The 22,251-nt window shown below is 32.8% G+C and carries 23 protein-coding genes; 13 read left to right on the top strand and 10 right to left on the bottom strand.

Annotated elements, in window-relative coordinates:
- Nucleotides 1-25: 25 nt before the first annotated feature.
- From GQ47_RS13230 to trmD, 4 genes are all read right to left on the bottom strand, one after another.
- Nucleotides 26-2,410 (bottom strand): TonB-dependent receptor, encoded by a 2,385-nt coding sequence (locus GQ47_RS13230; protein ID WP_035649167.1) that lies wholly within the window; start codon nucleotides 2,408-2,410, stop codon nucleotides 26-28.
- A gap of 153 nt (nucleotides 2,411-2,563) precedes the next feature.
- Complete coding sequence (locus GQ47_RS13225) at nucleotides 2,564-4,786, bottom strand: NADP-dependent isocitrate dehydrogenase (RefSeq protein ID WP_035649166.1); 2,223 nt, start codon at nucleotides 4,784-4,786, stop codon at nucleotides 2,564-2,566.
- A gap of 281 nt (nucleotides 4,787-5,067) precedes the next feature.
- Nucleotides 5,068-5,418 (bottom strand): 50S ribosomal protein L19, encoded by a 351-nt coding sequence (gene rplS, locus GQ47_RS13220; RefSeq protein WP_035649165.1) that lies wholly within the window; start codon nucleotides 5,416-5,418, stop codon nucleotides 5,068-5,070.
- 226 nt (nucleotides 5,419-5,644) lie between these two features.
- Nucleotides 5,645-6,325, bottom strand: coding sequence for a tRNA (guanosine(37)-N1)-methyltransferase TrmD (gene trmD / locus GQ47_RS13215; RefSeq protein ID WP_035649164.1), 681 nt, complete (start codon nucleotides 6,323-6,325; stop codon nucleotides 5,645-5,647).
- Between the two features lie 271 nt (nucleotides 6,326-6,596).
- Here trmD and GQ47_RS13210 point away from each other — a divergent pair, with 271 nt between their 5' ends.
- From GQ47_RS13210 to GQ47_RS13170, 9 genes are all read left to right on the top strand, one after another.
- Entirely contained in the window at nucleotides 6,597-6,956 is a 360-nt protein-coding gene (locus tag GQ47_RS13210) for a hypothetical protein (protein ID WP_035649163.1), read from the top strand.
- A 372-nt stretch (nucleotides 6,957-7,328) separates the two neighbouring features.
- On the top strand, nucleotides 7,329-7,790 hold the full coding sequence (gene tnpA, locus GQ47_RS13205; RefSeq protein ID WP_035649162.1) for an IS200/IS605 family transposase: 462 nt from the start codon (nucleotides 7,329-7,331) through the stop codon (nucleotides 7,788-7,790).
- A gap of 17 nt (nucleotides 7,791-7,807) precedes the next feature.
- Nucleotides 7,808-8,347 carry an NADPH-dependent FMN reductase gene (locus tag GQ47_RS13200; RefSeq protein WP_035649160.1) on the top strand — a complete coding sequence of 180 codons (540 nt, stop codon included), beginning with the start codon at nucleotides 7,808-7,810 and terminating at the stop codon, nucleotides 8,345-8,347.
- A gap of 58 nt (nucleotides 8,348-8,405) precedes the next feature.
- Nucleotides 8,406-9,278, top strand: coding sequence for a sugar phosphate isomerase/epimerase family protein (locus GQ47_RS13195; RefSeq protein WP_035649157.1), 873 nt, complete (start codon nucleotides 8,406-8,408; stop codon nucleotides 9,276-9,278).
- Between the two features lie 3 nt (nucleotides 9,279-9,281).
- The gene (locus GQ47_RS13190; protein ID WP_035649155.1) at nucleotides 9,282-10,190 is read left to right on the top strand and encodes an archaemetzincin family Zn-dependent metalloprotease; all 909 of its coding nucleotides are present in this window, start codon (nucleotides 9,282-9,284) and stop codon (nucleotides 10,188-10,190) included.
- A 5-nt stretch (nucleotides 10,191-10,195) separates the two neighbouring features.
- Entirely contained in the window at nucleotides 10,196-10,537 is a 342-nt protein-coding gene (locus GQ47_RS13185; protein WP_035649153.1) for a cupin domain-containing protein, read from the top strand.
- Between the two features lie 134 nt (nucleotides 10,538-10,671).
- Nucleotides 10,672-11,814 (top strand): MFS transporter, encoded by a 1,143-nt coding sequence (locus tag GQ47_RS13180; protein ID WP_238567982.1) that lies wholly within the window; start codon nucleotides 10,672-10,674, stop codon nucleotides 11,812-11,814.
- 48 nt (nucleotides 11,815-11,862) lie between these two features.
- Nucleotides 11,863-12,795, top strand: coding sequence for a peptidylprolyl isomerase (locus GQ47_RS13175; RefSeq protein ID WP_035649149.1), 933 nt, complete (start codon nucleotides 11,863-11,865; stop codon nucleotides 12,793-12,795).
- A gap of 101 nt (nucleotides 12,796-12,896) precedes the next feature.
- A complete protein-coding gene (locus GQ47_RS13170; protein WP_035649147.1) occupies nucleotides 12,897-13,208 on the top strand; it encodes a cytochrome c in 312 nt (103 codons plus the stop codon).
- A 105-nt stretch (nucleotides 13,209-13,313) separates the two neighbouring features.
- Here GQ47_RS13170 and GQ47_RS13165 read toward each other — a convergent pair whose 3' ends face one another.
- Together GQ47_RS13165 and GQ47_RS13160 are read right to left on the bottom strand one after the other, a co-directional pair.
- Nucleotides 13,314-13,709 carry a GreA/GreB family elongation factor gene (locus GQ47_RS13165; RefSeq protein ID WP_035649145.1) on the bottom strand — a complete coding sequence of 132 codons (396 nt, stop codon included), beginning with the start codon at nucleotides 13,707-13,709 and terminating at the stop codon, nucleotides 13,314-13,316.
- A gap of 453 nt (nucleotides 13,710-14,162) precedes the next feature.
- Complete coding sequence (locus tag GQ47_RS13160) at nucleotides 14,163-15,056, bottom strand: alpha/beta fold hydrolase (protein WP_081909352.1); 894 nt, start codon at nucleotides 15,054-15,056, stop codon at nucleotides 14,163-14,165.
- Nucleotides 15,057-15,186: 130 nt separating this feature from the next.
- On the opposite strand from GQ47_RS13160, the gene GQ47_RS13155 reads away from it, so the two are divergent.
- Entirely contained in the window at nucleotides 15,187-15,522 is a 336-nt protein-coding gene (locus tag GQ47_RS13155) for a tRNA-binding protein (protein ID WP_035649143.1), read from the top strand.
- Between the two features lie 152 nt (nucleotides 15,523-15,674).
- Here the strand turns inward: GQ47_RS13155 and GQ47_RS13150 are convergent, their stop codons facing one another.
- The 4 genes from GQ47_RS13150 to GQ47_RS13135 form a co-directional block, all read right to left on the bottom strand.
- Complete coding sequence (locus tag GQ47_RS13150; RefSeq protein WP_035649142.1) at nucleotides 15,675-16,223, bottom strand: RBBP9/YdeN family alpha/beta hydrolase; 549 nt, start codon at nucleotides 16,221-16,223, stop codon at nucleotides 15,675-15,677.
- Nucleotides 16,224-16,243: 20 nt separating this feature from the next.
- The gene (locus tag GQ47_RS13145; RefSeq protein ID WP_035649463.1) at nucleotides 16,244-17,074 is read right to left on the bottom strand and encodes an alpha/beta hydrolase; all 831 of its coding nucleotides are present in this window, start codon (nucleotides 17,072-17,074) and stop codon (nucleotides 16,244-16,246) included.
- Nucleotides 17,075-17,208: 134 nt separating this feature from the next.
- Nucleotides 17,209-17,577: a PUR family DNA/RNA-binding protein gene (locus tag GQ47_RS13140; protein WP_026728980.1), complete on the bottom strand. Its 369-nt coding sequence runs from the start codon at nucleotides 17,575-17,577 to the stop codon at nucleotides 17,209-17,211.
- Nucleotides 17,578-17,646: 69 nt separating this feature from the next.
- Nucleotides 17,647-19,425, bottom strand: coding sequence for an ABC transporter ATP-binding protein (locus GQ47_RS13135; RefSeq protein WP_035649140.1), 1,779 nt, complete (start codon nucleotides 19,423-19,425; stop codon nucleotides 17,647-17,649).
- A gap of 203 nt (nucleotides 19,426-19,628) precedes the next feature.
- On the opposite strand from GQ47_RS13135, the gene GQ47_RS13130 reads away from it, so the two are divergent.
- The 3 genes from GQ47_RS13130 (at nucleotide 19,629) to yajC (ending at nucleotide 22,179) form a co-directional block, all read left to right on the top strand.
- On the top strand, nucleotides 19,629-20,735 hold the full coding sequence (locus tag GQ47_RS13130; protein ID WP_035649138.1) for a Glu/Leu/Phe/Val family dehydrogenase: 1,107 nt from the start codon (nucleotides 19,629-19,631) through the stop codon (nucleotides 20,733-20,735).
- 194 nt (nucleotides 20,736-20,929) lie between these two features.
- Nucleotides 20,930-21,841, top strand: a complete 912-nt coding sequence (gene nusB, locus GQ47_RS13125; RefSeq protein ID WP_035649460.1) for a transcription antitermination factor NusB — start codon at nucleotides 20,930-20,932, stop codon at nucleotides 21,839-21,841.
- Nucleotides 21,842-21,903: 62 nt separating this feature from the next.
- On the top strand, nucleotides 21,904-22,179 hold the full coding sequence (gene yajC, locus GQ47_RS13120; RefSeq protein ID WP_035649136.1) for a preprotein translocase subunit YajC: 276 nt from the start codon (nucleotides 21,904-21,906) through the stop codon (nucleotides 22,177-22,179).
- The last annotated feature ends 72 nt before the right edge of the window (nucleotides 22,180-22,251 follow it).

Here is a 22,251-nt window from a genome sequence, read left to right as displayed (position 1 = left end):
ATATTTTTTTAACAAAAAGTTATATTTAAAACCTGAAATTGTAACTTACTGCAGGAACAATTCCGAAAATAGATGTTTTTACGGCTTCATTGTCACCCGTGTCTACATTTTGTCGGAAATTTATTGAAGCAGCGTTTTTTCGATTATACAAATTATAAATGCTGAAAACCCATTCACCTTTCCAGTTTCGATCTTTGTTTTTTCTCGGAGTCAAAGTTGCTGAAACATCTAAATGATGATACGCTGGCAAGCGATTTTCGTTTCGAAGACCGTAGCTTGGAACTGTGATTCCTAAATATTCATATTGCCCATTCGGATAAGTAACTGGCATTCCGGATTGTAACGCAAAGTTAGCACCAAAAGACCATTTTTCATTCAAATTATAAGCTGAAGTTATGGCTAAATTGTGTGTTTTGTCATAAGCCGAATTGTACCATTGTCCGTTATTAATTCCGGTTTCTTCTGGGGTTCTTCCTGGAGTTTGCTGTTCTGATTTTGATAAAGTGTATGAAATCCATCCATTAAATTTACCTTCATTTTTCTTTACCATGATTTCTAAACCATAAGCGCGCATTTGCCCGTTCAAGATAACTTGTTCAATAGCATTATTTGCAATTAAATCGGCGCCGTCAATGTAATCAAGTCGGTTTTGAATTTCTTTATAATAGGTTTCGACTTCTAAGGAATAAGCACCGTTTTTGATATTTCTGAAATATCCGAGCGCCACCTGATCAGCAATTTGGGGTTTGATATAATTATCGCTTGGCATCCAGACATCAAGCGGAGTAGGCGATGAGGTATTTGAAATCAATTGAAGATATTGCGCCATTCGATTGTAGCTCGCTTTTAATGCTTCATCATCATTTAATTGATAAGAAACAGAAAAACGAGGCTCTAGATTATTATAATCTTTAATCGATTTGTTTTTGCCATAATATTCTGTTCCAATAGGAGTTGCTTTTTCATAAATCTGCATATCCGAATTGAAAAGAACCGGATTGTTGTTTTCGTAAAGATTTACAGAAGAAGGACCTAATCGATAAAACAAACTGTATCGTAATCCGTATGCAATTGTAATTTTCTTTGAAAGCTGATTTTCGGCATCAATATAAATAGAAGGTTCAAAAGCATATTTTTTATCCAATTGATCAGGATTAATTCCAGAATCTGGTCCGCTTGGTTTTATAGTTCCGGGATTAAATTTGTAATAAATTCCGTTTAAGCCGTAACTCAATTTGAATTTATCTGAAATATAATGTTTGAAATCGTATTTAATATTATAGTTTTGGATACCCGAATCCCATTTAAATCCAACAAAATCAAGATCTAATCCGTAATAATAATCGCTGTAAATTAAAGATAGATTTGAAAATAATTTATCAGAATACAAATGATTCCAACGAAGATTCAGAGTAGAATTTCCGTAAATATTCGTGAAACTTTTGTTTAAACTGAAAACATCGCGTCCAAAATATCCTGATAAATACAAACTATTATTGTCATTTAATTTATAACTCAATTTGGTATTCAAATCATAAAAATAAGCCGAATTGTCCTTTTGATCTTCGGAAAGCTTTAGAAATAAATGAGCATACGAAGCTCTTCCGCCAATTAAAAAAGAACCTTTGTCTTTTACCAAAGGACCTTCTGCTAAAAGTCGGCTCGAAATCAATCCGATTCCTCCACTTAAATGAAAATCTTTACTGTTTCCATCTTTCTGATAAATATCCAAAACTGAAGAAGCTCTTCCTCCAAAACGCGCTGGAATTCCGCCTTTATATAATTTTAAATCTTTAATCGCATCTGGATTAAAAACCGAGAAAAAACCAAAAACATGAGAAGAATTGAAAATTGTCGCTTCATCCAGTAAAATTAAATTCTGATCAGCCCCGCCGCCACGAACGTTAAATCCCGATGCGCCTTCACCTGCATTTGTAACTCCTGGAAGCAATAAAATAGATTTTAAAACGTCAACTTCGCCCAAAACAACCGGCATTTTTTTGATGGTTGCAATAGAGAGCTTGTTTGTGCTCATTTCCGGGGATTTGATATTGACTTTGCCTTTGTTTTCTTTGATGACAACTTCTTGTAATTCCTGACCTTCACCTTCGTTAAGGCTGAAATTCATTTTGGTATTTTGATTTAAAATTACAGTTTGCTGAATGGTTTGGTATCCAATATAACTAATTTCAATTTGATGTTCTCCTTTTGGAATGGTCAACGAATAAAAGCCATATTCGTTTGTAGTGGTTCCAATTTTCAAAGAAGGAATGTAAATATTGACAGAAATTAAAGTTTCGTTGCTTTTATTGTCCTTTATAGTGCCACTCAAAGTAAATTTTTCCTGAGCAAATGAAGTAAACGCCGTTAAAACGAAAATTATAAAAATGCCAATTTTTCTTGAAATCATTTTTTTGATTTTGGATTACATAGTTAAGAATTCTTACTAATATATTAAAACCGAACGGTTGTTAAATGTTAGTTAAGATAAACAAAAAAGACAACCTTTTTGGGTTGTCTTTTTTTATTTACTCACAGAAGCACATTTAGTTATGCTTTTGTATTATTTGATTTTAGCAATAATTGCATTGAATGTTTCGCTAGGACGCATTGCTTTGCTTACTAATTCAGGAGTTGGTTGATAATATCCACCAATGTTCTGAGGTTTTCCTTGAGCACCAATTAATTCAGCGTCGATTTTAGCTTCGTTAGCTTCAAACTCAGCAGCAATTGGAGTGAAAATTGCTTTTAATTCTGCATCTTTATTTTGAGCAGCCAAAGCCTGAGCCCAGTAGAATGCTAAATAGAAGTGAGATCCACGGTTATCAATCTGACCAACTTTACGAGCTGGAGATTTATCATTTGCTAAGAATTTATCGTTTGCCTGATCTAAAGTTTCAGATAATACAATCGCTTTAGAGTTGTCTAAAGTTTGTCCTAAATGCTCTAATGAAGCACCAAGAGCTAAAAATTCTCCTAATGAATCCCAACGTAAGTATCCTTCTTCTGTAAATTGCTCAACGTGTTTAGGAGCAGAACCTCCAGCACCAGTTTCGAACAATCCACCACCGTTCATTAAAGGAACGATAGATAACATTTTTGCAGAAGTTCCTAACTCTAAAATTGGGAATAAATCTGTTAAATAATCACGTAAAACGTTTCCAGTTACAGAGATCGTATCTAAACCTTTGATGATTCTGTCTAAAGTAAATTCAGTAGCAGCAACTGGGTTTAAAATACGGATATCTAAGTTTGTAGTATCGTAGTCTTTAAGGTATTTTTGAACTTTTACGATTAATTCTCTATCGTGTGCTCTGTTTTCGTCTAACCAGAAAACAGCAGGAGTACTAGATAAACGAGCTCTGTTTACAGCCAATTTAACCCAGTCCTGAATAGGAGCATCTTTTGCCTGACACATTCTGAAAATATCGTTTATTTCAACGTTTTGTTCCATTAAAACATTTCCGTTTGCATCTACAACGCGAACAACACCATCAGCTTTCAATTGGAAAGTTTTATCGTGAGATCCGTATTCTTCCGCTTTCTGCGCCATTAATCCAACGTTTGGAACACTTCCCATTGTTTTTGGATCAAAAGCACCGTGCTTTTTACAGAAATCAATTGTTGCAGTATAAATTCCAGCGTAAGAACGATCTGGAATAACAGCAAATGTATCTTGTGCTTTACCTTCTTTGTTCCACATTTGTCCAGAAGTACGAATCATTGCTGGCATAGAAGCATCAACAATTACATCAGATGGAACGTGTAAGTTTGTAATTCCTTTATCAGAATTAACCATTGCTAAAGCTGGTCCGTTTTCGATAGCAGCATTAATTGCAGCTTCAACTTCAGCTTGCTCAGGTCTTCCAGCAATTTTAGCGTAGATATCACCTAAGCCATTTCTAGTATCAATGTTTAATTCAGCGAATAAAGATTCGTATTTTTTGAAAACATCTGCAAAATATACTTCAACGATAGCGCCAAAGATAATTGGATCAGAAACTTTCATCATCGTAGCTTTTAAGTGTACAGAAAGTAAAACTCCTGCCGCTTTAGCTTCAGCAATTACATCAGCAGCGAAAGCTTTCAATTTGCTTACACTTAAAACTGAACTATCAATAATTTCTCCTGCTTTTAGCGGAGTACTTGCTTTTAAAACAGTTGTAGTTCCGTCTTTAGCAACGAATTCGATTTTTACATCATTAGCTTCTGCAACAGTAAGTGATTGTTCACTTCCGTAGAAATCACCGTTTGGCATTGAAGCTACTTTAGTTTTTGAATCAGCAGACCAGGCACCCATTGAGTGTGGATTTGCTTTTGCAAAGTTTTTAACGGCTCTTGGAGCTCTACGATCAGAGTTTCCTTCACGTAAAACTGGGTTTACGGCAGAACCTAAAACTTTTGCATATTTTGCTTTAATTTCTTTTTCAGCATCCGTTTGAGGATCTTCAGGGAAATTAGGAACATTATATCCGTGAGATTGTAATTCAGCAATAGCTGCTTTTAATTGAGGAACAGATGCAGAAACGTTTGGCAATTTGATGATGTTAGCTTCAGGTTTTGTAGCTAGTTGGCCAAGTTCAGATAAAGCATCTCCGGTTTTTTGAGCATCTGTTAATGATTCAGGAAAGTTTGATAAAATTCTTCCTGCTAAAGAGATGTCTCTGGTTTCAATAGCGATACCTGCTGTTGAAGTAAACGCCTGCACAATTGGTAACAAAGAATAAGTCGCTAATAATGGCGCCTCATCAGTTAAGGTGTAAAAAATTTTTGAATTCTGTGTCATTTTTTTTTTTTTTTATAATCGTGTCGTCACGAGATGACGATATGAAAAGTATAGTCGGCTCAAAACGAGCGGAGCAAATATAATAAAAACAGTCCGAAATCGGTGTAGTTTTGTTTAGAAATGGATGAATTATCAGATTGTTATTTCGTGCTTGTTAAATTGTCAAATCGATGATTTTGATATTAAAAAATTACAGTTTTGATATTGGTTCAAAAGAAGACATAAAAAAAACTCGTTTCAAGTAATATGAAACGAGTTTTTTATAACAGATTGATAAATGATTATCTTCTTTTATCTTTAATCTTAGCTTTTTTACCAGTAAGTTCTCTGAAGTAGAAAATTCTAGCTCTACGTACAGCACCTTTCTTGTTGATTTCAATTTTTTGTAAAGCTGGTAAGTTTACTGGGAAGATACGCTCAACTCCAATAGCTCCAGACATTTTACGGATTGTAAAAGTTTCTGTGTTACCAGAACCTCTTCTTTGGATTACAACTCCTTTGAAAAACTGAGTTCTAGTTTTTTCACCCTCTTTAATTTCGTAGAAAACTGTGATAGTGTCTCCAGCTCCGAAAACAGGGAAATCTTTTTTAGCAACGAATTCGTTTTGAACGAATTTTAATAAATCTGCCATGATAATTTTATTATTATAGTTTTATATCGAGCAACATTCACGGATCTCGCCAGAGGTTGGTCAAATTCGGGTGCAAATGTAAAAAATAATTATGAATTATAAATTGTAAATTGTAAATTATTTTAAGTTGCTGAAAAAAAGTTGTTTAAAGTGTTTTTATTTCAGGTTTTTGCTTTGTGAATTGGCCTGAAACTTGAAACCTGAAACCTGAAACTTGAAACAGAAATTAATGCCCTTCAAGCAAATCTGGGCGTCTGTTTTTAGTATGTTCAAAAGCCTTGTCTTCGCGCCATTTGTCAATTTTGGCTGCGTGGCCGCTGGTTAGTACTTCCGGAACTTTCCATCCTTTATAATCTGCGGGTCTTGTATATATTGGTCCTGAAAGCAAATTATCCTGAAAACTATCGGTCAAAGCAGAAGTTTCATCACTTAAAACACCAGGAATTAATCTAATTAATGCGTCAGATAAAACGATAGCGCCTAATTCTCCGCCAGATAATACATAATCACCAATCGAAATTTCTTTGGTAATAAAATGATCTCTGACTCTTTGGTCAACACCTTTATAATGTCCGCATAAAATAATAATGTTTTCATACATCGACATTGTATTGGCCATTTTTTGATTCAATGTTTCTCCGTCAGGTGACATATATATGATTTCGTCATATTCACGCTGACTTTTCAAGTGTGTAATACAGTCGTCAATTGGCTGAATCGTCATTACCATTCCTGCACCGCCTCCAAAAGGATAATCATCAACACTTTTTTGTCTGTTGGTGCTATAATCACGAAGATTGTGAAAATGTACTTCGACTAAACCTTTGTCAATAGCACGTTTCATAATAGAAGCCTCAAACGGGCTTCTTAATAATTCAGGTAAAAGTGTGATAATATCAATTCGCATTTCTCTTTTTCAAAAGTTTGGGTGCAAAGATACAAAGTAAATATGGAGAAATTTTAAAAATAGGAATTCAAAAAAAGAACCACTTAGTTTCAGTGAAATGTTGTGATTTGGGATATTGTATTTTTGTATTTAAGCTATTGTTTATCAAGTGGATAAATAATAATTATATAACATTAAAAAGTTTTTATGTAATTTGTTTTTCTTAATTTTAATTAGTATTACATAGTTTTTTACTTACAGAATTATTGCCTTAAATCTAAAACTTGATCTAATGAAAAATATAATTTTATGTTTTGCTGTAATGACATTATGTGCATGCGCAAGTTCCAAAAATACTGGAGATAAATGGATTGGAATGACTAAACAAAGTCTTATGAAAAGTTGGGGAACTCCAGTGAGGACTTTTGATAATGCTGCAGATGGCGAAATTCTGGTTTATGCAGATCAGGTTTATGAAAAAGGAGAAAATGAAGATTCCAGAATTGCTGGTCCGCTGCACTGGAATTATACTTATATGTATGTAGACAAAACGGGAAAAATAACTTCTTTTAGAAATGAAAAACAAAATTATTCTCCTCAATCTATTGATTCTGATAAATTAGCGGGAATGAGTTTGTTGACGGTTAAATAAATGTAGTCCCTATGGGACAAATTTTACGGCGTTAATTTTTTTCTACCAATATTTAGTTCCTAGCGGAACTATGAGAATTTTGTTTTAGAATGTATATCCTCACAATTAATATATTTCCTAGAAGGACAAATTCCTTTGTCGTCAATTATATATTTTTTTCTACCTATATTTTATTCCTAACAGAATATAGATTCAAGCTCTTCTAGTTATATTTAAAGCACAATTATACTTCAAAAGGTTAATATAAGAAAAGAAGGAAAATTCTTTATTTTTTGATAATTTTACGAAATTATATTTATTCCGTTAGGAATAAAATATGGGTAGAAAAAGAAAATTAATCAAGAATTGATGTCCCGTAGGGACTATATAATAATGGCAAACACATATACGCAAATTCATATTCATTTTATTTTCGCTGTAAAATATAGAAATGCAATCATACAGAAAAATTGGAAAGATGAATTGTACAAATATATTTCAGGGATTATTAAAAACAATAATCATAAGCTGCTAGCGATAAATGGAGTTTCAGATCATATTCATATTTTAATTGGAATAAGACCTGCACAATCTATATCAGAATTAATGAAAAGTGTAAAACAAAATTCATCAAAGTGGATAAATGAAAATAAATTTATAAACGCTCATTTTGAATGGCAAGAAGGATATGGAGCATTTTCATACAGTAAATCTCAGTTGAATGCTGTTATAGATTACATTCAAAATCAAGAACAACATCATAAAAAGAAAACATTCAAAGAAGAGTATATTAATTTTCTTGAAAAGTTTGAAGTTGATTATGATGAAAAGTTTATTTTTAAAGAATTAATTTAAAGTTTTTTAATCTGAAAATGCCTTCTCAAAAAATAAAAATCTTCGCCATAAACGGGAGTACACGAAAAAACTCCAGCAATTTTAAAATTCTAAAACATATTTCTGAAAATATAAAAGAAGAATTTGAAGTTGAAATTTTTGAAGAATTAGATCAATTACCACATTTTAATCCTGATTTAGATCAGGAAATCCCGCCAGAAAAAGTTATTCAATTCAGAAATAAAATTGCTCAGGCTGATGGTGTCTTAATTTGCACGCCGGAGTATGTTTTCAGTTTGCCCGGAACTTTAAAAAATGCTTTAGAATGGTGTGTTTCGACCACTGTTTTTTCTGGAAAAAAGTCAGGACTTATTACTGCGTCGGCTTCAGGAGAAATGGGTCACGAACAACTTTTACTAGTAATGAAAACACTTGAAGCGAAATTTGACGATGCCTCACAACTTTTAATACAAGGCATTCGCGGAAAGATAGATAACGAAGGAAAAGTTACAAATCCTGAAACCGAAAAGGCTCTTGAAAGCTTTATAACGAATTTTGAAAATCAATTTTTAAATTGAGTTGTACAGCGTTCAAATAAAAAGACTAGTTTTACTTTTAGACTTTTTCAAGATAAAAATGACAACAAGAAGAAACTTTATTATAAACACAAGCTTAGCTGCAGCTGCAGTTTTAGCTGCGCCATCATTAGCTTTTACTATGAATAAAAAAGAAATTGGATTACAGTTATATACGTTGCGTGACGAACTTCCTAAAGATGTAAAATCAACTTTAGAGAAAGTCGCAAAAGCAGGCTATACAACCGTTGAAACGTATGGCTTTTCTATAAAAGACCAGTTTTGGGGATTATCACCAAAAGAATTGAAGAAGATTTTGGATGATAATAATCTAAAGGCTGTAAGTGGGCATTATAATTTAGGAAGCTTTTTATACGATGGAAATACTGTTGAACTTATCGCGGCAATTGAAGCAGCAAAAATCTTAAAAAATGAATTTTTGACTGTTCCGTGGGTTGAGGAGCATTTTAGAAAAAGCATCGAAAATTATAAAATAATAGCTTCACGTTTAAATGAAGCTGCCAAAATGTGTAAAAAAGCGGGTTTGAAATTAGCGTATCATAATCACGATTTTGAATTTCAGAAACATGACGGCGTTACAGGTTATGAAATCTTGTTGAATGAAACCGATAAAGATTTAGTTTATTTTGAATTGGATTTATATTGGGTCGCACGATCTGGAAATGATGCTTTAAAGTTGTTTAAAGAAAATCCAGGTCGTTTTAAAATGTGGCACGTAAAAGATATGGACAAAGTAAATCAGGCATTGAATACTGAAATTGGCTCAGGATTAATCGATTTTAAACCTTTATTCAAAGAAGCAAAACAATCTGGAATGCTTCATTTTTTTGTAGAACAAGAAAATAATTATGTGCCAAATTCTTTTGAATCTATAAAAACGAGCTGTGATTTCATTTCAAAAAATCTAATTTAATTTATGAAGAAACTTCTTTTTCTGATAGTTGCAATTCTTTGTTCATGTCAATCAAATAAAAAAGAAAATTCACAGGTAAACCCGGAATTGAATTTACCTCCAAATCCCTATTTTGCAGAAATTAAAGTTAATGATGTAAAACTTCGTACGCCGGTTTTTGGTGATTGGCTTTATTCTCATCCAGAAAAAGGACAGAGTTTTGAGCAATTTATGAATACAAAACATGTTGTGCCAACAAAAGAAGAAGATATAATTTATTTGCAGCCAATCGGGAAATTCGACGAATTGCAAGTCAAACAAATTGAATTGGTTCGTCAATATTTAGAAATATTTTTTCAGTTGAAGACAAAGGTTTTAAAAGAGGTTTCAAATGATATTATTCCAAAAAATGTTAGAAGAAGTGGTGATCTTGGCCAAGAACAATTTTTAGCAGGATATATTTTAGACAGCGTTTTAAAGAAAGAAAAATATGAAAAAGGAATCGCATTAATGGCGATAACGGAAAAGGATTTGTATCCAAAACCAGAATGGAATTATGTTTTTGGGCTTGCATCTTATAGGGATAAAATCGCAGTAAGTTCGATTCATAGACTGTATGACAAAAAAATGGAAGGAGCAGATTTTAGTTTATGTTTAGAACGATTACTTAAAATTTGTTCGCATGAAATTGGACATATGTTTGGCCTGCATCATTGTATTGAGGCCGATTGTGTAATGAATGGTACAAATAGTTTGTCTGAAACAGATGAACATTCGCTTCGATTGTGTTCGCTTTGCCAAAGAAAACTAAATTCGGGGTTTAAATATGATAATGTAAAAAGGCTGAAAGAATTGGAAAAGTATTTTAAAGAAAATAACTTGGCAGAGGGATTAGAATTAATGAAAAAAGATATTGAAAAAATTAAAAAATAAATAAAATGACAACCAGCAAAGAATTTATAAAAGGAGACGAAATCGAATGGGAAGTAGTCGGAGAAGGAATTAAACGCAAAATTTTGGCTTTTGATGACCGAATTATGCTTGTAAATGTTCATTTTGAAAAGGGCGGAATTGGCGTTTTACACGATCATTATCATTCGCAGGTTACGTATATCGCAAGCGGAAAATTTGATGTAACAATCAGCGGCGTAACTCAGACTTTAAAAGAAGGAGATAGTTTTTATATTCCGCCTCACGCTGTTCATGGCGTTGTTTGCCTTGAAACAGGAATGCTTACCGATGTTTTTAGTCCGGTTCGTGAGGATTTTTTAAAATCTTAAAAATCAATGAAATTGGTGCAAAAATATCCTGATCTTAACTTGAATTTGAAAAATTTATAGATTTTTTAAAGTTTTGCTAAAGATTAGATTGGTATTTTTGCATCATGAATTTATCAAAAACTAATGTACTGTTTATGGCAGTTTGCACTGGTCTTATAGTTGCAAATCTTTATTACTGCCAGCCTTTGATTGTTTTAATTGCCAACGAATTTAAAATTCCCGAAGCCAGCGCCGGAACAATAACGTATCTTACGCAGGCAGGTTACGCAATTGGTCTCTTTTTTATGGTGCCTCTTGGCGACAAATTAGAACGTAAAAAACAAATTTTAATAACCACTTTTGCTTCGGTAATCGCACTTTTGATTGCTGCAACAGCCAAAAGTTTTCTCATTTTACAAATTGCTTCTTTATTAATCGGAATCACATCGATTGTGCCACAACTTATTTTGCCTTTGGCAGCGTCATTAAGTACGCCAGAACAACGCGGAAAAGTTATTGGAACAATTATGAGCGGTTTATTGGTTGGTATTTTGCTTTCCAGAACTTTAAGCGGACTTATTGGCCAGGTTTTAGGCTGGAGATCGATGTTTTACATTGCCGCAGGAATTTGTCTTTTAATCTTTTTTGTGATCCAAAATAAATTTCCAGTTAATAAACCACAGTTTCAAGGAACTTATGGGCAATTGATTCAGTCCTTATTTACACTAATAAAAACACAGCCAGTTTTGCGTGAGGCTACAGCAATCAATGTTTTCAGTTTTGCTCAATTTGGCGCTTTCTGGACAACTATGGTTTTGTTGCTTTCGGGTAAACCGTTTGATTTTAATAGTGCCACTATTGGTTTATTCGGAATTGTGGGCGCTTCTGGAGCTTTGGCAGCGCCTTTGGTTGGTAAAATCGGAGACAAAGGAAATTCTAGAATTGCTGTTGGTTACGGATGTTTATTGATTTTGATAAGCTTTTTAATTTTTTATTTTTCGATAGAAAGCGTAATCGGAATTGCGATTGGAATTGTATTTATTGATATAGGAATTCAAGGTGTTCACATTTCAAATCAAACCCGAGTTTATTCCTTATTGCCAGAAGCCAGAAACAGACTAAATACAGTTTTTATGTCGTTTAGCTTTTTAGGAACCGCTGCTGGATCTGCATATGGATTATTGCTTTGGAAACTGGGCGGATGGCATGCAGTTGCTATTGGTTGCGTTGGCTTATCAGCATTGGCATTTACAGTTTACGGACTTACTTATAAATCTAAAAATAGAAAGACAAATTGATAAATAATTAATTTGTAAATTTGCATTCGAATAAAAAAAAATACAACAATGGAAAACGGAATATACGCTAAATTCAATACTAGCAAAGGTTCGATTTTAGTAAAATTGACACACGATTTGACACCAGGAACTGTAGGAAACTTTGTAGCTCTTGCAGAAGGAAATATGGAAAATAAAGTGAAACCTCAAGGACAAAAATTCTATGACGGATTAAACTTTCACAGAGTAATTGCTGATTTTATGATTCAGGGAGGATGTCCTAAAGGAACTGGAACTGGAGATCCTGGATATAAATTTGATGATGAATTCATTCCAAGTTTAAAACACGATCGTCCGGGAGTTTTGTCTATGGCAAACTCAGGCCCTGGAACTAATGGTTCTCAATTTTTCATCACGCACGTTCCAACTCCTTGGTTAGACGGAAAACACACTGTTTTTGGACATGTTGTTGAAGGACAAGATATAGTTGATGCTGTAGCTCAAGGTGATGCTCTTGAAACTTTAGAAATTATTAGAGTTGGTGAAGAAGCTGAAAAATGGAACGCAATTGAAGCTTTCATTTCTTTGAAAGGTGCTCGTATGAAAAGAGAAGCAGCTTTAAAAGCAGAATCTGAAGCAAAAATGGAACAATTAGCTGCTGGTTTTGATAGAACTGAAAGCGGTTTACGTTATAAAATGATTCAAAAAGGTGAAGGAAAAAGAGCTGAAGCAGGAAAAACAGTTTCTGTTCACTACGAAGGTTCTTTAGAAAACGGAAAAGTTTTTGATTCTTCTTACCCAAGAAAAAAACCAATCGAATTCAAATTAGGAATTGGACAAGTTATCGAAGGATGGGACGAAGGTATCGCTTTATTGCAAGTTGGAGACAAAGCTCGTTTTGTAATTCCATCTGATTTAGCATACGGACCATCTGGTGCAGGAGGAGTAATTCCACCAAACGCAACTTTGGTTTTTGACCTTGAATTAATGGACGTTAAATAAGAATTTCAAAGCAATTTAGTATTGTTTTAAATAACAATCCCATATGCTACGGCATATGGGATTTTTTTATATTTACTTCAAATAAAACAAAACCAAGAGCGATGAAATCAAAAATTTTAACTTTAGCCGCTATAGCATTATTTGTAGCATCATGCGGTACAAAAAAAGCGCCTGCAACTCCTCCAGCTGTACCAGCGGTTACAGAAACTGCAAAAGCAAAGGAATTGACTCCTGAACTTGCAGCAGGGAAAAGCTTATATGAAAACAGCTGTGCAAAATGCCACAAGTTGTATGAACCAACGAAATTTACGAAAGAAGAATGGCAGCCAATTTTGGTTCGCATGCAGAAAAAAGCAAAATTAGATGATACTAATATGGCTTCGATAACAAATTATATTCACTCGCAATTGTAATAATTTGCGGTTAAACAAATAAAAAAACTATTCAGAATTGAATAGTTTTTTTGTTTTCAGACAGATATAAAAAAACACCTTCATAAAAATGAGGTGTTCAAAAAATTATGAAGTATGTACTTCTGAATTGTCAACGGCAATTATTTTTAAAGTTTTGATTCCGGCAGGCAATTCCCAGTCAACCTGATCATTTTCTTTAAAACCAATAATAGCAACACTCAAAGGCGCAAGAATCGAAATTTTAGATTGTTTTAAATCAGCAGACGATGGTAAAACAATTTGTATTTTCATTTGTTTTTGAGCTTTAACATCTTCAATAGTTACAAAAGAATTGATTCTGATAATCGACGGGTCTAAATCACTTTCTTTACTGATGACAGCGCGATCTAATTCCTGCGATAGCTGATTTGCTTCTTTAGTATTGGTTGCGTTTTTGCTTTTTAAAATTAATTCTCTTAAAAAGTTATATTCTGATTTACTAAAAGTGGGTGTTGGTTTCATATCTGTTTGAATTTATTGTTTTGTTTTTTTTGAATGATTTTTCTTCTTTTATAAATTAAAGACTGAGTTTTTTCATAACCTTGCTTGAGGTTAAATTTTTGAAATGCTTTAAATGTGGGAAAACAAAAAAATATCTGACCAAAATTGTTTTTGTCAAATAAAATAGATGTTTTAAAATGATGTAAATCCTCCGCCTGAAAGAAGAAATGAAATAGACGGAGGCCTAATTAATAAAGGCCTTACTATGTGAAATAAATACAGCAGAAAGCGGTTTTCTTGTAGAAGAAAACAGGGAAGCCGAAACTGTAAATAATTGTATAGTGTTCACAATGAGTATTTATTGCTTGTTTTGCAAAGATAAGAAACTTTTTTAAATGTTTATTTCCATTTAATATTGCAGCAATAGTATTTTTTTTGCCACTCTAGATAACTATCGGGAGTGGCAAAATTTATTTATGAATTCAGAAATTCAAGTAAGTCTTTGTTCAATCTGTCTTTTTCGGTATAAAATAAGCCGTGTGGCGCTCCTTCATAGGTAATGAAAGTATTGTTTTCGATTGCTTTGGCTGTTTTTTCTGAACTGATTTCAATAGGAACATTTTTATCATCGGTTCCGTGAATTATTAAAGTTGGAACTTTAATAGTGTGAAGTTCATCTCTAAAATCAGTTGTATTTAAAGATTCTGCACATTGCAAAGTTGCTCTTGGTGAAGCTACAGAACATAAATTTCTGTAATATTCTAATAAAGGCGTGCTTAAAGGTTTATTGATGATGTTTACACCAAAAAAGATTTTGCTAAAATTATCCAGAAAACCAATTCTGTCTTCTTTTATTGAAGCTGCAGTTGCTTCGCTTTTTTCTTTCGGACGACCTTCAGGATTATCTTCTGTTTTTGCTAAAAATGGAATAATAGACGAAATTAGAACCGCTTTGGTAACGCTTTTTCCCTGATATCGGCTAAAATAACGAACAACTTCGCCGCCTCCCATAGAAAAGCCTACTAAAGTTACATCTTCCAATTGTAATTGTTCGATAATTTCGTTTAAATCATCAGTCAAAGTATCATAATCGTAACCCTCCCAAGGCTGCGATGATTTACCAAAACCACGACGGTCATAAGCAATTACTCTGTAATTATTTTGGACTAGAAATTCTGTCTGATATTCCCACATTTCGTTTGAAAGTGGCCAGCCGTGAATCAAAATTACTGGTTTTCCTTTTCCGTAATCTTTTACATAAAGTTTTACATCTTTTGCAGTTTCAATATATTTATCGCTATTTGATTTATTAACCTCATAATCAAAATCTTTAAGAGAAATCCCAGGAGTTATTGCACTATTTTCCATTTTGTATATTTTAAATATTAGTAAAAAAACGAATAGTTAAAATTAAAAGGATAGAGGAAAAACTAATTATAGAATTAGTGCAATTCATTACAAAATTATAGGTTTGTAAATAAACTAGATAAAAGACAAAATGGATTTAACCTGGAATGAATTTGAAAGAACTGATATGCGTGTTGGAACTATTGTTGAGGTAAATGATTTTCCTGAGGCAAGAAAGCCAGCTTTTCAATTAACAATAGATTTTGGTTCCGAAATTGGAATCCGAAGATCATCGGCACAAATTACAAAACGTTATAAAAAAGAAGATTTGGTAAACAGGCAAATCGTTGCGGTTGTAAATTTTCCGAAAAAACAAATCGGGAAATTTATGAGTGAATGTCTGGTTCTTGGCGCTGTAGGCGAGGAGGGAGATGTTATTTTACTAGCTCCGGATTTTAAGATCCCTAATGGACTTAGGATTGGGTAGATTTTTATTAAACACATAGAAACATAGCTCAAAAAACTTAAAAGAAGGCATTTCATTTGTTTAAATACACATAGCTATGTGTGAAGAAACGAGTTTCTTTTTTGTTGTCTTTTTTTAGGTTTTAAATCTATGTTTCTATGTGTTGAAAGGAATTAGGCGTTAATTTTTTCAATTAACTGTTGTAATATTGCTTGCCCTTCTTCCCAATATTTTAAATCCGAATCAGAGTTAATGTGGCCTTGTTGTCCAACGTTTACAAAATCACTTCCCCATTTTTCTGCAAAATATTTTTTTCTTTCGAAAGAGGCATAAGGATCATTTTCGCTGGCAACTACAATTGACGGAAATGGTAGTTTGTAAATTGGCATTGGCGAAAAATTTCTAATAATATCGGGCGTATGTTCTGGCGAATCAACATCGGCAGGCGCTACCAATAAAGCACCGATTATATTTTTATTCGAATTATTTTCTGCCCAATGCAATACCAAAGAAACGGCAAGACTATGCGCAACTAAAATTGTTGGATTCTCTAGTTTTGAAGTTTCTTCATTCAAACGTGCAATCCAATCTTCACGAACTGGTTCGTCCCAATTATCTTGTACAATTCGAATCGAATTTTTGAATTTTTCGTGCCAAAAAGTTTGCCAGTGTTTTTCTCCAGAATCTCCAAGTCCTGGTAAAATTAATAGTTGTGTCTCCATTGCCGTGGATTTTATTTCGTTTATTTTTTGTTTTGCTTTTCTTTTAAAATGCGGTTTACTTCATTAACAAGAAGTGGAAAACCAGGTTCCGTCATTCCGTGTCCGTAACCGTCTAATTCATAAAGTTTGGTTTGTTTATGACCTTTTAGTTTCATCATGCGTGCCATGTATGCGTTTTCTTCATATCGGCCTAACATTTCTAATTCACGGTCGCCGGTAATTAATAATAATGGCGGCGCATCAGCGCGAACATAAAAAAGTGGTGCATAAGCATCAATTGTAGGTGTTGTATCTGGAATTCCATTTTCTCTCCTAATTTCAAAATGCGTAATACATTGCCCGCTAAACGGAATTAATCCAGCAATTTTATTGGCATCAATTCCTTCTTTTTGAAGCCATTTTTTGTCCAAACCAATCATCATGCCCAAATAACCTCCAGCTGAATGCCCTGAGACAAAAATCTGAGAGGAATCACCACCATAATTGTTTATATTATTAAAAGCCCATGCTACAGCAGCTGCAGCATCTTCAATAGCTTTTTCTGCTTTTACTTTCGGCGAAAGCCTGTAATTAACGCCAATAATAGCAAACCCTTTATTTTTTAATGCTTCAGGAATTTCTTTGTTTCCGCCAGTTAATCCGCCGCCGTGAAACCATACAATTGTTGCAAAATTCTTGCTGTTTTTTGGATAATAAATATCTAAAACACATCTTTCGTTAATGTAACTATCTGATTTGTTTGCTGCAGCATTGTAATATTGAATGTTTGATTTTGTTTCATATTCCAGTTTTTGTGCAAATGCTGAAACACTAAAAATAATAAAGCTTAGAAGGAAAAGTAATTTTTTCATAATTGCCAATTTAGCTGAATCCAATGGCGATTCAGTTATAAAGTTCGATTAAAATTATAGAATTTAAATATATAAAAAAAGTCCAAAATGCTATACAAATTGGACTCGTACTTTTTTAAAAAGTTATCTGGAGACTAAATATCGTCAAAATCAATATCGGTAAAGCTAGATCTTTGTGTTTCAGCTTTATCAGAACTGTATTCTTTTTTAAAATCTTTTTGGTGTCTTTCAGAGATTACTTCTTCGCCTTTGTGGTTCAAGACGTATGAAGTCATTTCTTCTAGTATTTCAGCAAATGCACTAAAATCTTCTTTGTACAAGTAAATTTTGTGTTTTTTAAAATGAAAAGAACCATCTTCTTCGGTGAATTTTTTACTTTCGGTAATCGTGATGTAGTAATCGTCAGCTTTTGTAGCTCTCACATCAAAGAAATAAGTTCTTCTTCCTGCTCGTAATACTTTAGAAAAAATCTCTTCTTTTTCTAACATGTCATTTTCTCTCATAATACGTTCTATCATTTTTTGGAATTAATAGTACTCAAAAATCATAAAAAATTATCTATTACACAACAATTAAAGTAATTCTTTTTCCGAAAGTTGTTTTAAATATAACGATGAATAATAACCTTCCTGATTTATTAATTGATTATGAGAGCCTTGTTGAATGATTTTACCATCCTCTAAAATGATAATTTTATCGGCATTTTTAGCCGATGAAACTCGGTGACTTACAATAATTGTAGTTTTATTTTTACAAATTTCAAACAAATTATTTAAGATTGTTTCTTCGGTTTCTGTATCTACCGCAGAAAGGCAATCGTCAAAAAGTAAAATCGCCGGATCTTTGATTATGGCACGTGCAATAGACACACGTTGTTTTTGTCCACCCGAAAGTGTTATGCCTCGTTCACCTAAAATAGTGTCGTATTGTTTGTTAAATGCTGCAATATTATCATGAACTACAGCATTTTTTGCTGCTTCTATAACTTCTTCATCTGTGGCATTTTGATTGCCAAATTTGATGTTGTTTTTAATTGTATCTGAAAATAAAAAGGCGTCTTGAGGCACAATTCCGATATTGTTTCGCAAATCATTTAAATTCAAAGCACTGATTTCATTTCCATCAATTGTTACTCTTCCATCGGTAACATCATACAAACGGGAAATTAGCGAAAGAATGGTCGATTTTCCGGAACCTGTTTTTCCTAAAATAGCTAATGTTTCTCCGTTTTTAACTGAGAACGTCACATTTTTTAAAGCCTCGATATTAGTATCTTCATACGTATAACTTACATTTTCGAAAGCAATAGAACCCTGAATTTCTGATGAATTCGGATTGTTGTTTTTGATTTCTGGCTCGATTTTCAAAAATTCATTCAAACGTTTTTGAGAAGCTTCGGCTTCCTGAACCATTGATGAAACCCAACCCAAAGATGCGACCGGCCAGGTTAACATATTGACATATAAAATAAATTCGGCAATGGTTCCAATATTTGGAATTGTTCCGTTGATGTACATAATTCCTCCAAAATAAATCACAACCAAATTACTGATTCCGATCAAAGCAATCATCAAAGGCCCAAAAAGGGATTGTACTTTGGCTAAATCCAAACTTTTGCGTTTGCTTTCATCAGCAAGATCAATCATATTGTTTTGATGTTGATTTTCTAATGAATAGGCTTTTATAACTCTAATTCCTGAGAAAATTTCTTGTGTAAAACTCGAAACTTTGGATAAATATTGCTGAAATGTTGTGCTTCGTTTATTGATTTCTGAACTCAATTTGAAAATACAATACGACAAAATTGGCAATGGCAAAATCGTATATAAAGTCAATAAAGGCGATACATTATACATATATATGATAACGATCGCAAAACGGATAAACGTGTTAATAGTATACATTACCGCCGGACCTACATACATACGCACTTTTGAAACGTCTTCAGAAATTCGGTTCATTAAATCTCCGGTGCGATTTTGTTTGTAGAAATTTTGAGAAAGCGTTTCGTATTGTTTGAAAACCTCATTTTTCAAATCAAACTCAATATGACGTGACATTACAATCAATGTTTGGCGCATTAAAAAGGTCAGGAAACCCGCTACAATCGCACTTCCAATGATTAACAGTACGTTATGAATTAAATCTTGTCTGTAAAAATCTCTAATTATTGAGGATTTTTGATCTGCTTCAGAGAGTTTTAGAAAGCGCTCAATCACATCAAAGGAATGGCTGACCAATTTTGGAGTGAATAAAAAGAAAATTTGTGCGATTATTGTGATTAAAATTCCAAAAGAGAAACTGAATTTATATTTGATGAAATATTTGTTTAAATAGCTTAATTCTTTCATTTTTTTAAGAAATGTGATATTGAATTGATTTAAAATTATGAATTATTATTAATTAAAATTATAATAAATTACGATTTAATCAAAACAATTATATTGTAAAATTGTTATTTTAAAGATAAAAAATTAGCACATGTGTATTTTTTAATTATGTTTGAGATGTCTTTTTGACAAATTCATAATTTTAACTAATTAATACTAGCGCTATGGATGCAACTTTCACAACTGGAAAGGAACTTCAAAAAATGGATCCTGTTTTTGGTCAATTATCTTTTGACGATCACGAACAAATTGTATTTTGCAATGACAAAGATACAGGTTTAAAAGCAATTATTGGTATTCATAATTCGGTTATGGGACCAGCTTTAGGAGGCACCAGAATGTGGAATTACAACACAGAATGGGAAGCTTTAAATGATGTTTTACGTCTTTCAAGAGGAATGACTTATAAATCTGCTATTACCGGATTGAATATTGGTGGTGGAAAAGCGGTTATTATTGGTGATGCTAAAACACAAAAAACGCCTGAATTGATGCGTAAGTTTGGAGAATTTGTTCACTCTTTAAGCGGAAGATATATTACTGCTGAAGATGTTGGAATGGAGACAAAAGACATGGATACTGTGAGAGATGTAACGCCTTACGTTACAGGAATCTCTGAAGAACGTGGTGGATCCGGAAATCCTTCACCTGTTACAGCTTACGGAGTTTACTTAGGAATGAAAGCGGCTGCTAAAAGTCAATTTGGTTCTGATGTTTTAGATGGCAAAAAAGTTTTGGTTCAGGGAATTGGTCACGTTGGTGAAGCTTTGGTTGAATATTTAACTAAAGAAGGAGCACAGGTTACTATTACTGATATCAACGAAGAAAAATTATATCAAGTAGCTTCAAAATACAACGCAACAATTTATACAGGAGAAGATTTGTATACTGCAGATGTTGATATCTATGCGCCATGCGCGATGGGAGCAACTATCAATGCAAATACAGTTGACAAAATTAAAGCTAAAGTTATCGCTGGTGCTGCCAACAATCAATTAGCTGATGAAAATGTTCACGGTGCAAGATTGCAGGAAAGAGGAATTTTATACGCTCCAGATTTCTTGATCAACGCTGGTGGAATTATCAATGTTTATGCTGAATTAGCAAACTACGGCAAAGCTGAGATTATGAGCAAAACAGAGAATATTTACAATACAACTCTGGAAATCATTGATTTTGCAGCTAAAAATAATATTACTACTCATAAAGCAGCGCTTACAATTGCTCAAAATCGTATTGATGCGAGAAAAATTGAAAACGCTAAAAAATAATAAAAATAAAGTTTATTGTTGAAGAGTCTCAGTCTCGGCCACAATTTTTAGATAAATCTTGAAATTGTGACTGAAAACTGAGACTTTTTTTGGCGATTTAATTTTATTATAAGAATTGAAATTCTTAATTTTGCAGACTAATTTTTAAAAGTTCTTACAAGGTGGTAAACAGAAGACACATACGCGTTAAAGTAATGCAATCTATTTATGCAATGCATCAAAGCGGTTCTGATAATATGGAAAAAGAAGAAAAATTTCTTTTTTACAGCATAGATAATATTCAGGACTTATATCTTATAATGCTTTCTTCATTGATTGAAATTTGCAAAAAAGAATCAGTATTCCTGCATTTATCAAGCAAAAAACACCTTGCAACTGCAGCAGAACGTAACCCGAATGAAAAGTTTGTTAAAAACAAAATTTTTCAACTTCTTGCCGAAAGCAACTCTCTTAGCATCGCTTTAGAAACTCGTAAAATCAACAATTGGTCTTTAAACGACGATTATATCATTTTGCTTTTAAATGATATCAAAGCAAGTGATATTTACAAAAAATACATGAGCAACAATGTGAATACATTTGAAGAAGACAGACAATTTATTATTGATTTGTTCGAAAATGTAATTGTTCCGAATGAGAAATTATATGAATATCTTGAAGACGATAAATTAACGTGGGTTGATGATATTCCGGTTGTAAATACACACATTATCAAACAATTAAAAGCAATCAAAACAGAAGATCCAGATGCTTTTAGAGTTCCAAAATTATACAAAGATGTTGAAGATAAGGATTTTGCAAAAGATTTGTTTCGACGTACAGTTTTGAACGAATCTGTTCTTGCGAAAGAATACGACGATAAAACACCAAACTGGGATAGTGAGCGTATTGCAGAAATCGATACTATTATCTTGAAAATGGCAATTTGCGAGTTTTTGAAATTCCCTTCAATTCCTGTAAAAGTTACTCTTAACGAATATTTAGAAATTGCAAAAGAGTATTCTACACCAAAAAGCAGTATTTTTATCAACGGAATTTTAGATAATCTTGTAAAAGAACTTGAAGCCAATAAAAAAATGGTGAAAGTAGGAAGAGGTTTGATGTAATTTTAGAAAAGACGAATTACAATTAGAAAATATTAATATAAATCAAAAAACAGAATTTAATTATGGGACAATTAGGTCAATTTGCGCCATTCCTTTTAATGTTTGTAGTAATCTATTTCTTTATGATTAGACCACAACAAAAAAGAGCAAAAAACGAAAAAGAATTTGAAAGCAACCTAAAAGTAGGTGATAAAATAATTACAAAAAGTGGTTTTCACGGTAAAGTTGTTGAGCTTGCAGAAACTACAGTTGTAATCGAAACAATGTCTGGAAAATTAAAATTAGAGCGTTCAGCAATTTCTTTAGAATTGAGTGCTACTTTGAATAAAAAAGCTTAATTTTTATTTGAAATTTTCAATTTAAAAAATCCCAAATTCTTAAATGGAGTTTGGGATTTTTTTTTTTTTTTT

It is taken from the genome of Flavobacterium sp. ASV13 (genome assembly GCF_000745775.1).
Lineage (GTDB): Bacteria > Bacteroidota > Bacteroidia > Flavobacteriales > Flavobacteriaceae > Flavobacterium.
This window is presented reverse-complemented; position numbering and strand designations above follow the sequence as displayed.